At 57.7% G+C, this 12,820-nt stretch carries 9 protein-coding genes; 7 read left to right on the top strand and 2 right to left on the bottom strand.

The features are described from left to right. Positions 1-13: 13 nt before the first annotated feature. The 4 genes from MW046_RS14975 to MW046_RS14960 all read left to right on the top strand — a co-directional run bounded on the left by MW046_RS14975 (position 14) and on the right by MW046_RS14960 (position 5,888). On the top strand, positions 14-1,675 hold the full coding sequence (locus MW046_RS14975; RefSeq protein ID WP_247994963.1) for an ABC transporter ATP-binding protein: 1,662 nt from the start codon (positions 14-16) through the stop codon (positions 1,673-1,675). 53 nt (positions 1,676-1,728) lie between these two features. After that, positions 1,729-2,805 carry an ABC transporter permease gene (locus MW046_RS14970; protein WP_247995238.1) on the top strand — a complete coding sequence of 359 codons (1,077 nt, stop codon included), beginning with the start codon at positions 1,729-1,731 and terminating at the stop codon, positions 2,803-2,805. Then, positions 2,802-3,839, top strand: a complete 1,038-nt coding sequence (locus tag MW046_RS14965) for an ABC transporter permease (RefSeq protein WP_368411422.1) — start codon at positions 2,802-2,804, stop codon at positions 3,837-3,839. Before MW046_RS14970 ends, MW046_RS14965 begins: the two co-directional genes overlap by 4 nt. 153 nt (positions 3,840-3,992) lie before the next feature. Continuing rightward, on the top strand, positions 3,993-5,888 hold the full coding sequence (locus tag MW046_RS14960) for a PQQ-dependent sugar dehydrogenase (protein WP_247994962.1): 1,896 nt from the start codon (positions 3,993-3,995) through the stop codon (positions 5,886-5,888). A gap of 812 nt (positions 5,889-6,700) precedes the next feature. On the opposite strand, the gene MW046_RS14955 is transcribed toward MW046_RS14960, so the two are convergent. Together MW046_RS14955 and MW046_RS14950 are read right to left on the bottom strand one after the other, a co-directional pair. Beyond that, positions 6,701-7,639 (bottom strand): dihydrodipicolinate synthase family protein, encoded by a 939-nt coding sequence (locus tag MW046_RS14955; RefSeq protein WP_247994961.1) that lies wholly within the window; start codon positions 7,637-7,639, stop codon positions 6,701-6,703. Between the two features lie 71 nt (positions 7,640-7,710). Then, positions 7,711-8,727: a Gfo/Idh/MocA family protein gene (locus tag MW046_RS14950; protein ID WP_247994960.1), complete on the bottom strand. Its 1,017-nt coding sequence runs from the start codon at positions 8,725-8,727 to the stop codon at positions 7,711-7,713. Between the two features lie 225 nt (positions 8,728-8,952). Between MW046_RS14950 and MW046_RS14945 the strand changes: the two genes are divergently transcribed. From MW046_RS14945 to MW046_RS14935, 3 genes are all read left to right on the top strand, one after another. Then, a complete protein-coding gene (locus MW046_RS14945) occupies positions 8,953-11,316 on the top strand; it encodes a hypothetical protein (RefSeq protein WP_247994959.1) in 2,364 nt (787 codons plus the stop codon). Between the two features lie 56 nt (positions 11,317-11,372). Next, positions 11,373-11,567, top strand: coding sequence for a hypothetical protein (locus MW046_RS14940; protein ID WP_247994958.1), 195 nt, complete (start codon positions 11,373-11,375; stop codon positions 11,565-11,567). A 170-nt stretch (positions 11,568-11,737) separates the two neighbouring features. Next, the gene (locus MW046_RS14935; RefSeq protein ID WP_247994957.1) at positions 11,738-12,742 is read left to right on the top strand and encodes an ABC transporter permease; all 1,005 of its coding nucleotides are present in this window, start codon (positions 11,738-11,740) and stop codon (positions 12,740-12,742) included. Positions 12,743-12,820 lie beyond the last annotated feature (78 nt).

Here is a 12,820-nt window from a genome sequence, read left to right as displayed (position 1 = left end):
CACCGTATACATCATGAATAAGGATCGTCCGTCCACCCCAGTGGTCCGTCTTGCTGGGATCACCAAACGCTTCGGTGACGTCGTCGCCAACGACGACGTCGATTTCACGCTCCGGAAGGGCACGGTTCACGCCTTACTGGGGGAAAACGGATCGGGGAAGACGACGCTCATGAATGTACTGTACGGACTGTACGACCAAAACGAGGGAACGATCTACGTCGACGGTGATGTTCGTGATTTCGGTGCCCCACGGGATGCGATGGACGCTGGCATCGGGATGATCCACCAGCACTTCCAGCTGGTCGAACCGATGACTGTCCTCCAAAACATCATTTTGGGCCACGAACCGACATCGAATGGACTTGTCGACGAATCGACCGCCCGCGAGGACATCGAAGCGATCTGTTCGCGCTACGGACTCGATATCGATCAGCACCTCGACACTCCGATCCGTGCTCTCGGTCTGGGTGTCCGCCAGCGAGTCGAGATCATCAAGACCCTCTATCGAGGCGCGACCGTCCTCGTTTTCGATGAACCGACAGCGGTCCTAACACCACCGGAGGTCGACCAGCTCCTCGATATGATGACCGAACTGACTGACTCCGGCTGTTCACTGGTCTTTATCACGCACAAACTCGACGAGGCGCTCTCGGTCGCCGATCGGATCACCGTCCTTCGGGATGGGACCAGCGTCGGCACCGTTGCCGCCGCCCGGACCACCGAGCAGGAGCTCGCGCGCATGATGGTCGGACGAGACGTGTTGTTCGACCGGACGTCCCGTGAAACCTCTCCCGGTGACGCCCTCCTCGAAATCAAGGACGTACGAGTCGACGGTGATCGAGACCGCGAGCGGGTCCATGGAGTGGATCTCACCGTTCGAGCGGGTGAGATCTTCGGTATTGCGGGTGTCCAAGGTAACGGACAGTCCGAGCTGATCGAGGGGATCGTTGGGTTACGCGCCGTGACGGCGGGCTCTGTCCGTTTCGAGGGCGAAGAGATCACTGGTATGAGCCGGCGTCGGCGTATCGAATCCGGAATCGCCTACATTCCCGAAGATCGCCACTCTGTGGGCTTAGTCCAAGCCGACAGCTTGGTTCGCAACGCGTTACTCGGCAATCAGACGAACGATAACTACGTTACCAACGGGGTCATCGATTGGGGAACCGTTCGGGACCACGCCGAGGAGATCGTCGCAGAGTACGACGTTCAGCCGTCGAATGTCGACATCGATGCGGCGTCTCTGTCCGGAGGCAACCAACAGAAGTTCATCGTTGGACGAGAGATCGAGCGCGATCCGGCCCTCGTGATCGCCATGCATCCGACGCGGGGGGTCGACATCGGGTCGACCGAATTCATTCACAACCGACTGATACGGTTGCGTAACGAGGGACTCGGGATCGTGGTGGTTTCCTCGAAGCTCGAAGAGATCCAACAGCTCGCCGATCGTATCGCGGTGATGTACGACGGTGCGTTCATCGATATCGTCGATCCGGACACCATCACCGAAGCGCAGCTCGGTCTCTTGATGGCTGGTCATGATCCCGGCTACCACGACGAAACAGAACGGCAGGGGGCCGAGAGCACCCCAGACTTAGTGGGCGCTGAGCGTGGAACGTCCGGTCGGAACGACAGTGATCGATCGGATACCGGTGATAACAACGGTGATCGGACGTGAACCGTCCTGATTCGGACTCCGTTCGGGCCGTTTTCGATCGCGCTGCCACAACGATACTAACCGTCTCCGTCCTCGAACGGGTGGTGATCTCGGCAGTTGCGACGGTGTTGGCCCTGTTGATCGGGATGGTTATCGTCGCTGGGGCTGGTTACGATCCTGCCGTATTCAGCCGAAACCTGCTCGATGGAGCCGTCGGCAGCGAAGCTGCCATTGCCCGGACGCTCATGTTCACGACGCTGTTCGTCCTGACTGGCGTTTCAGTTTCGATCGCGTTTCGGGCTGGCGTGTTCAATATCGGTGTCCATGGTCAGTTCATCGTCGGCGGGTTTGCGACGGTGCTCGCCATCCTCCAGACGGCTCCAGTGCTTCCGGAGGGACCGATCGGCGGTGTCGTGCTCTTGCTCGTAGGTGCTCTCGCGGCCATCGTCGCCGGTGGTGCGTACGCAGCAGTGCCCGGTGTCTTGAAAGCGTACGGTGGCGCAAACGAGATCGTTACGACGATCATGCTGAACTTCATCGCGATCGGGATCGTTGGATGGCTCGTTGAGGGCCCGTTTCGTGGAGCCGATCAGTCCGCACCAAACACCGAGCGGCTCCCGGAGTACGTCGAGTTGCCCCAACTCATCTACAGTTCACCCGACTTTTCGATCGTTGGACTCGTCGTTGCGCTCACAGTCACCGTACTGATCGCCGTTCTCGTGCGCCGGACGAGCTTCGGTTACGAGATGGTCACCAGTGGACAGCAGGCCTCCGCCGCGGCGTATGCCGGTGTCGATGCCAAACGGATGGTCGTCGTGACGATGACCCTTTCCGGGATGGTCGCAGGGCTTGCAGGCGCGGTCTTCACAGTCATGATTCAGGGGTACTACAGCGATCCGGCCGGGATCGGGTCGTATGGCTACGATGCGATCGCCGTCAGCCTGTTAGCAGCAAACAATCCGCTCGGAGTCATCCCAGCCGGGCTGTTGTTCGGAAGCCTCGATTCTGCTGGCTCGTATATCGGTATTAGTAGCAACGTTCCGGCGCAACTGATCGATGGCGTCGTTGGGCTCGTCGTTCTGTTCGTCTCCGCCCCGGAGCTGTTTCGAATGGCCGCAAAGCGGATCGGACTCGGAGGTGACGAGCAGTGAGTGCTGTCAGGAACTGGGGTCGGACTGAGATCGGTGCTGCAATCGGTTTTGTTGGCGTGGCACTGATCGGCTGGCTGGATCTTCCGCTCGCTGAGCTGCTCACAGTGGGATTTCTCAGCCGATCGCTTCAGGCGGCGGCCCCGATCGCACTCACGGCGATCGGTGGGCTGTACGCCGAAAAAAGCGGTGTGTTCAACATCGGGGTCGAAGGATTCATGATCTTCGGTGCGGTCACCACGGCGGCGCTCACGTGGCTCATCGGAGGTGAGACGGCCGGACAGAACACTCTCTGGATGGCCATCCTCGGATCGGTAGCGATCGTCTCGGTCGCTGCCGTTCTCTTTGCCGTGTTGGTGATCCGGTACAAGGCGGATCAGATCGTGGCGGGCCTAGCGGTATGGTTTCTCGGTCTCGGCTTCGGCCCCTTCGTAGCTGTGCTCCTCTGGGACAGTCAGAACAGTCCCGGACTCGTGAGCGTCGAGAACCTCACGGTTCCGGGACTCTCGGAGCTTCCGATCGTCGGAGCACTGCTGTTTGACATCTCCCCGTTGGTGCTCCTCACCGCTTTCGTGACGATCGTCGCGTGGGCAATCCTCTATCACACCCGCTACGGCTATTGGATTCAGGCGGCCGGTGAGAATCCCGAGGCCCTAGACACGGCGGGCGTCAGCGTGGGGCGCGTCCGGTACGCAGCCGTTATCTTCTCGGGTGTGATGGCGGGGCTGGGTGGTGCTGTTCTCCTCGCACACGCCGGTTCGTTCACTGGGACGGGCGACACGATGGTCAATGGACGAGGCTGGATCGGGATCGTTGCGTACCTGTTTGGCAACTACAATCCGATCGGAGCCGCTGTGGCGGCGCTGTTGTTCGGTGGGCTGGATATGCTTCAGATCCAGTTCCAAACGATCGGAATCGATCTTCCCAACCGGTTGGTCAACCTGTTTCCGTATCTTGCTGTAATCGTCGTACTCACCATGTGGGGTTCGACCCGCGTGCCCGCTTCCCTCGGTGATCCATACGACAGCGAAGAGTGAACAACCGATCTGCGCTTCCTCTCGCCTCACCGCTATTGGACCCGAGTATAATGCAATCATACTAACTATTAGATAATATATCACTATTCTAATAAAATAATAATATATTATTAACCGATAATTATTTATATGTAGAAATGAAATACTTTCTTCGTGAGTAACTCGGATCAGGGTAAGAGTCTGACGAATGGAATCACGAGCAGACGGCAGGTTCTCCGGGCGCTCGGCGCGGTCGGGGTGATCGGGACCGCAGGGATGAGTTGGCCTGTCAGTGCCCGATCATCGATCACGCTTGACGGTCAGATATCTGGGTGGCAGGGTGTTTCACCCGACGATATCGCGGACGAGACCAATCCTACGCTCACTTTCGAACCTGGTGAGGCGGTGACCGTCGAGTGGACGAACCGGGACGGGATGGGGCATAACTTCGTGGTCGTCGACGGAAACGAGCAAGAACTCCTCTCGTCTGATATCATGGCAGAACAGGGAGAGACACAAACCGTCGAATTCACCGCTACGGAAGAAATGTCGGAGTACTTCTGCCAACCACATCCCCAATCGATGCGGGGCAGTGTCGAAATCACAGGCAGTACCGAGGATGACGAACAGACGGAGACGGATGGCGACGACGAAACGGACCCGTCTCCGTTTACGAAACGACAGCTGGCTTCGGATCTCACTGATCCAATGGCGATCGAGATCGCGCCTGATGGTCGAGTGTTTTACACCACTCGTGGCGGTAACTTCAGCGAGGACGCCGAGGATGAGACCACAGGAACGGGACGTGTGGGTGTGATCGATCCCGAAAGCGGTGAGATCACGACTGCCCTCGAAATCGACGTTTACACCGGACAGGAAGACGGTCTTCAGGGTCTGGCTTTCGATCCTGCCTTCGAAGAGAACGGCTGGGTGTATCTGTTCTACTCCCCGCCGAACGAGGTCGTCGGCGACGAACCGTACAATCAGCTGTCACGGTTCCGTGTCCGGGGCAACTCGATCGATCCCGACTGTGAGGTCGAGATCCTGCGGGTTCCAACCCAGCGTGAAACGTGTTGTCACGCGGGTGGCGACATCGAGTTCGGTCCGTCGGGTGACCTCTACCTCTCGACCGGTGACGATACCAATCCGCACGAATCGGATGGGTACACGCCGATCGACGAGCGTGACGGACGGGAACCGTACGACGCACAGCGGACAGCGGCCAACACGGCGGATTTACGCGGGAAGATCCTCCGAATCTCCCCCGAGGACGACGGATCGTACTCGGTTCCCGACGACAACCTCTTTCCACAGGACGAGTACGCCGCAGAGATCGAGGACGGACTGGTTCGTCCGGAGATCTACGTGATGGGGGTGCGTAATCCTTTCCGAATGAGCGTCGACCAGAAAACCGGCGTGCTACACTACGCCGACTACGGACCGGACGCCGGTGAGTGGGACGCTGGTCGCGGTCCGATCGGCATCGTCGAGATCAACAGCGTCTCCGAACCCATGAATGCCGGGTGGCCATACGTACGGGGACCGAACCATCCCTACGTCGAGTACGATTTCGAGACAGAGGAGTCCGATGGTCCATTCGATCCCGCAAACCCGGTTAACGGCTCACCGAACAACGACGGTCTCGAAGAACTCCCTTCAGTCCGGCCAGCGACGCTCTGGTACCCGTTCTCGTGGGATGCATACACCGATGCACCTGATTACGCGGCCGTCCCCGATGAAGCTCCTTGGCCAACTCTCGAAGGCGGCGCTCCGATGGGGGGCCCTGTTTACCGGTACAGCGACGATTCAGGCGCGGGTGCCCTCCCAGAAGAGTACGACGGCAAGCATTTCATCGCGGAGTGGGGGGCGAACTGGCTCAAAACCGTGGAGTACGCCGAAGACGGTTCCGTGACTGATATAGCGGCGTTCATGCCGAACGCAAAACTGTTGTCACCGATGGATCTGGAAATCGGTCCGAACGGCGTGTTGTATCTCTTAGAATGGGGAGAAGGCTACGAAGGATCGAATGCCGGAATCTACCGCATCGAACACGACGGGCAGAGCGGATAACTAGTGTGCCTATCGGACCGGACGGTCCCCCACGATGTATGACAATACACATCAAATTTACTTATATGTATCAAATGAACTATTAACTGTAGATGGGGACCATTTGTATAGAATGGGCTGTCTGCGTGGGCCGATCGTTCAATGAATCGTGGTTTTCGTACATACTCGTTCTGGCGTGCCATCATCTCGTTGAAGATGACTGTAATTGGATTACAGTCGTACGCATGTAATGATGGATGTGATTCGTTCTGCGGTGGGTCCCGACGACTCGATATAATGGGGAGGTGTGTGTCCCGCCGGTCCACTCCGCTCCCGCTCGCAGGCGGCTGGCAATATTATGATATATGAATTCAATTATCAGCTAATAAGATGTCTGTCTTTCCCGTAGTCCGAAACGGATGATTCGGTACAGCCGTTTTTTCGGCGGTATTACCGCGTGAACAGCGTGGTGTGTGATAGGAAATGATACATGTGGACGGGAGAACGTTCCGCTGTAGCAAACCACCTGTCGTCTCTGATTGGACTGTGAGACGTTTCTATCGGGACGTTTCTGCGTTAGACTCTCCAAGTCGGGGTGCGTTCGTCTACCACGAACGATGACAACTGTACTATTGTAATTCGCGAGTGTTCCGTGGTATCACTCGGGATGATAGACGAGCACCGGTGAACTGTGAGACGGTGAATGTCATCCGGGCTGGTTGGGAGACTGTGAGTGATGTGACTATACGGGCTCGTTCCCCCCGACGGAACACACCCGATTTGGTCGATTCGCTACCTGGGTTCCTTTTCGTCCCGTTCCGGCAGCGACACGCTCATCCGATGAGGGATTCGATGTCGTCGTCGAGTTGATCGTAGAGACGCTCAGCTTTGCGCTCTTCTTCGTCGGCGAGCGGGCGGATCGGTTCTCGGACTGACCCACCGTTGAGTCCGGCGAGTTCGAGACCCTTTTTGACGGCTGAAACGCTGATCGCACCCTCGATCTCGTTTTCCTGACCCGTCTCATCCCGGAAGTTCTGGTATGGGAGACAGATGTTCCGGAGCTGGCACGCTCGCTCCCAGTCTCCCGTGGAGAGCGCATCGTACAGTTCGAGACCGACTTCGGGCCTGAAGTTGCTGACTCCAGCCGAGAACCCTTCTGCGCCTTCAGCCCAAAAGGAGATGGCAAACGGCTCAGCGAGGCCATCGACCCAGACGACTTCGTCGGCCCCGGCAGCGACGCCGGCACCCAGCTTCACTGGATCTTTCAGCGCGTATTTGATCCCAACGACACTGTCGATGTGAGTGAGACGGGCAAGATACTCGACGGACGGATCGAACCCTCGAACGTACGGGACGAGTGGCGTCTCTGTCGCTGCACCGAGTTCGCGGTAATACTCTAACAACCCCTGTTCGTGGATATACGTGTGATCGGGCGGCATGATCATCATCGCATCGGCATCGAGACGATCGTACGTGCGAATCAGCTCCGTGGCCTCAGCCGTGCTGCCACCGACGCCGGCTAGCACGCAGGCGTCCGATGGCAACGCTTTCACGCTCGTCTCGACCACGTCTGCTCGTTCGCTCTTGGACAACGAGTGATACTCGCTGATGTTCGCAGCCCCTAGAAACGTTCGAATTCCCGCGTCGTACAGCTCTTTAGCGTTCTCTGCGAGTTCCTCATGTCGAATATCATGTCCGTCGCTGAATGGAGTCAATAATCCAACAGCTACGCCTTGAAGACGACTCCGTACCTGCTGCTCTGACAGGGACATAGCTCTCCGATGTGTCGCACATAGTATAAATCTATCGCATAGCTCCGACGCTGCTCGCTGGTTTTACCCCGTTAGTGACCGACGTCGACCCATTCACCATGGTTGGCGGCTTTTCGAGCTGCAAACGTGATTTCGAGTGCTTTGCGCGCCTCTTTAGGGAGAACCATCGGATCGCGGTTGTCACGAACAGCCGCGACGAAGTCCCGCACTTGGCCCCGGATACCGGTTCCCAGATGGAACGGTTCGGGTGTGGCGTCGACAGGACTGTCAACCGTCTCGAACGCTTCGAGTTCGTTCTCGTGGTCGGATTTGTCTTCGTGCCACTGAACCGTCCCCCTAGTACCCTGAAGACGGAGGCTGATCGGCTGTTGTGGAAACACCGCTGTCGTGGCCGTGATTTGCCCATAACCGCCGTCGGTGAATTCGACGCTCGCGATCGCGGTATCCGGGACTTCGATATCGTGGTGGAGCGTGCCGAGTTCGGCGGAGATCCGCTCGATTCCCCCTGTCACCCACTGAAGGAGATCGATCCCATGCAGCGCCTGAGTGAAGAGGATCCCACCATCAGTGTCAGTCGTTCCATGCCACGCGTTGTCCTCATAATAAGACTGCTTTCGGTGCCACGTCACCCGAACGTCTCCGAAGATCAGATTACCGAGACGACCGTCAGCGAGTGCGGCACGTGCGAGCCGTGGCCCACCGAACGTCCGCCGTTGGAGAATACAGCCGAGGGTGGTGTTCTCGCGTTCACAGACGTCGATCAGCCGATCGACGCGCTCGGGCGTGATCTCGAGCGGTTTCTCACAGAGGATGTCGACGCCTGTCGTTGCGAGATCGTTCACTATTTCGAGGTGTGTTCCGTTGGGTGTACAGACACTCACGAGGTCGAGATCCGCGTCGATCACCATCTCAGTTGGGTCCGTGTACCAGGCGATCCCGTAGTCGTTCCCAACGGATCGGGCTATTTCCGCCTTGATGTCCGCACAAGCGACCAACGTCGCGCCATCGATCGCTTCGACAGCCGTTGCGTGAGTGTCCCCCATTCCGGCACAGCCAACGATACCGTATCGAAGATCACTGCCTGCCATTCATTTCTATGTGCAATCAGTATGGATTTATAGGTTGTGATGTACTCGCTCGCGAAAGCACAACAGAAGCAGATGTCGGACTTAGCCGTACGATCTTTCCGACAAGGACTATCTGCATGAGTTCTATCGGAGTTCAAATTTCTCTAATTTTATAACTAATTATTAATATTATTTTATAAGATAAATTTAAATATTTGAAACGTATGGTTCGTACAGGGGTATCTAATGACACACAACAGGCGTACGTTTTTGCGTGCGATCGGAGCGGGGAGTATCGGTCTCTCGATCGGAGCGCTGGTCAGCGATACCGCCGACGCGGCGACAGTCATCACGTTGCAAGGCGGTGGGGTCGACATCTGGGGAACCGAAGACGCGTTTCATTACTACTATGCGCCGGTCAGCGGTGATTTCGACGTAGTCGTTCAGAACCTCTTTGTGGAGGATACGAACGTTTGGGCGAAAGCTGGACTCATGGTACGGGAGACGCTCGACGCGGATTCGAAGAACCTGATGCTCCGGCGGCGGCCGACGGAAGAAGAGTCGGTACAGTGGCGACCCGAAACGGGAGTACAAACACAGATGATGGAGAGCTCGACGAACATCTACGCCGACTGGATGCGCTTGAAACGGGCAGGTGACGTCATCGAGGCGTTCGGTTCACAGGACGAGCCGGCCGGCGAGAGCGACTGGGCAATGATCCGTCGGTTCACCGCTGATGACATCACCATCAGCGACGACGCGTATCTCGGGCTGGCGGTTACCAGTCACAACGAGAACGTCCTCTGTCGAGCGACGTTCAAGGATCTCGAAGGAGTTGGGCCGACTGCGAACCGGGATATCGGCAGCGTCAGGACGGCCGGTAGCGTTTCTACCGAAACGAGCGTTCCCTTCGTCTCGACCGACGAGCCGACGGACGTGACGGCGACCAGTGCTACGCTACGGGGGGAATTAACGGATCTCGGTGGTGCCGACACCGCGGAGTGTTATTTCGAGTACCGAGAACAGGGGGCGACGTCGTGGACCACGACGCCGCCGGAGACACACGACGGGACTAGCGCGTTTACTCGGGGAATTTCGGGTCTCTCGCGGAGCGTCACAGAGTACGAGTACCGAGCGGTCATTGAAACCAGCGACGGTGATGACGCCACTGGAGCAATCCGACGATTCACCACCTCGAGTATCGTTTCCATAGAGACCATAACGAACGTCTCCCCGACGTCAGCGACGGTCGAAGCGTCGGTGGACATCGCCGATCCCGGAGCGGTTGAGGCTGTGTTCGAGTATCGGATGGTCCCCCGCGCGTCCTGGACCGCAACAGGTTCTCAGACGCCCACTGCGGGGGGATCGTTCGCTCGTGATCTTTCGGAACTGACGAGCAGGCGCTACTACCAGATTCGAGCGACCGTCGAGACCGCCGATGGCACCCCCATCACTAGCCCGGTTTACCTGTTTAACACCGCTGCCCGTACTTCGAGTGGCAAGACCGGAGCCGGTCCCGACAGCGTTTCCCATTTCGATCCGGCCGACGGATTCGCAGACCTTGCTCCGTGGCTCGATGACACCACCCCGATCGTTCCGATCACCGAACCGACGCGGCGACAACTGCAAGCGGCTGTCGACATCGATGGGCCTCGCCTCGTGGTGTTCGAAACCAGCGGTACCATCGATCTCGATGAACGCCGTCTCGTCGTTTCACACGACGATCTGTATCTGGCCGGTCAGACTGCGCCTTCGCCGGGCATCACGTTCGTCCGCGGGAGTTTCGTGCTTGATGCGAACAACTGTGTGATCCAGCACCTACGATTCCGCGCGGGCGACGCCGGTCACGATACGGTTCGTGACTGGGCGGTCGACTCGCTCACGACGGACGACGACGTCGGAAACAACGTCATCGACCACTGTACAGCCACGTGGGGAACGGTCGAAAACCTCTCCGTCGCGTACAGGACGACGGACACGACGGTATCGAACAGCCTGATCGCCGAGGCCTTGGACATCAGATACGGATACGGCTCCATCGGGGCCGGCGACGACGCGGAAAACATATGCTGGCTAGGCAACGTCTGGGCGCTCAACAGGGCACGGAACCCGAACCTTGGTGGTCGAACCGCTGTCGTCAACAACGTCGTGTATCACTTCAACTCGGGAGCGACTCCCGCCGAAGAGGCGTACTCGGCGATCGTCGGGAATAGCTTTCTTGATCCACTCGACGCGGATCAGGCCCCGATCAGCAACGGTCACGTTTATGCCCGCGACAACCGCGCCGATCCAGACACCGACCCGCTGATCGACGTCGACGAACGGCTCGGTGAGCGTCCGGTCTGGCCTGCCGGACTCGAAGCGATGCCGTCGGCAGACGTGTACGAACACAACTTAGAGAACGCGGGAGCACGGCCCGCTGACCGGACGCCCCACGACGAGCGTGTCATCGATCTGATCCGTAACCGCGATGGCGAGTACATCGAGAGCCAAACGGAGGTCGGCGGCTATCCCGAGTTAGCAGTTACCACCCACGAGCTGACCGTTCCCAACGGCGGGACGCGTGCGTGGCTCCGTTCGTGGGCCCGGCGCGTCGAGAGATCTCAGTAGCCATCGAGACCCTTCGTCAGATAAACACTTATTACGGTATAGCCGTGCCTCCAATCATGGGATTGGCGCAGTCCATATCGAGAGTCGTTCTCGGGATCGATGTGTTGTTTTTGTTGTTACTCGGATTCTCGTTTCTCTACGTCGAGCCAGGTACTGGATCGTACGTCGTCGCACTCCTCACACTTCTTCCGACTGTTCTTACACTCATGATGAGCGTAACGGTGCTCTACACCGGCTGGGATCCGGTGTAAGCTCGACACCGAAACGCCCGCATTGAACACCGTTCGTAGGTCGATAACCCTTTTTGTATTCTCGCTGGTCGTTCGATACTCACCCGCGCCTACGTTCCATCGTTACGTTGTACGCGAGACTCCCGCTGGATTTAAGTAGTCGAAACGCAACGGATACGTGTAACGATACTATGGTGAATATAGGCTGGCGAACACGACGTATCGGCCAAACAGTGTTTACATTGTGGGTGGTTCTCACCCTGACGTTCGCTCTGGTGCGACTGTTGCCGGGTAATCCGATGGGCGCGATGGTTCAACAGCTGATCCAGCAGGGGGTCAATCCAGCTCGGGCCCGACACCTCGTCGAACTTCGATTGAGCGTCGATCCGAACAAACCGATTCCGTACGCTTACCTCGATTATATGGGTAACATGCTCCAGGGAAACCTTGGGATCTCGATGTACTATTCCGAACCGGTCGTCGATATCATCGCGCGATCCCTACCGTGGACGTTGTTCGTACTGAGTTGGTCGCTTTTCATTAGTTTCTTTATGGGTGTTATCATCGGTGCGTTGATGGCATACTGGGAAGGAAGCAAACTGGACGTCGGACTCACCTCGTGGGCGATTCTGATGGGATCAACTCCATACTACGTACTGGCGCTCTTGTTGTTGATCTTTTTCGCCTATCGCTGGGGTATCTTCCCCACAAGCGGGCGACAACCCACGGGTGTGGCGCCCGGATTCAGTTGGGCGTACATCAGTGGCATCCTTCGCCACGCCGCGTTACCGGTTCTATCCATGCTGGTTGCGTCCGGCGTCGCCTCGCTCGGGATGCGTGGAAACAGCATTCGTGTTCTCGGTGAGAACTATCTTCGGGTAGCACGACTCCGCGGTCTCTCCGACATAACGATCTCGACCCAGTACGTCGCTCGTAACGCTGTACTCCCGATGTACACGGCGTTCCTGATCAGTCTCGGCGAGATGTTCGGCGGATCAGTCGTCCTCGAACAGGTGTTCTCCTATCGAGGGCTCGGGTGGTACATGCTGTCGGCGACGTATCAGCGCGACTATCCGCTGATGATGGGGATGTTCACGATCCTTACTGTCGCGGTCGTCCTTGCTTTACTGATAGCTGACCTAACGTATTCGTTCGTTGATCCACGCGCTGGAGGGCAGACGAATGAGACGTACTGACCACTCCTGTATCGTACACCAAAAACGAATGACAATGAGCCAGACCATGGAACGTGTTCAGCCGACCGACTCGGCTGG

Origin of the sequence: Halocatena salina (genome assembly GCF_023115355.1) — an archaeon.
GTDB classification, from domain to species: domain Archaea; phylum Halobacteriota; class Halobacteria; order Halobacteriales; family Haloarculaceae; genus Halocatena; species Halocatena salina.
This window is presented reverse-complemented; position numbering and strand designations above follow the sequence as displayed.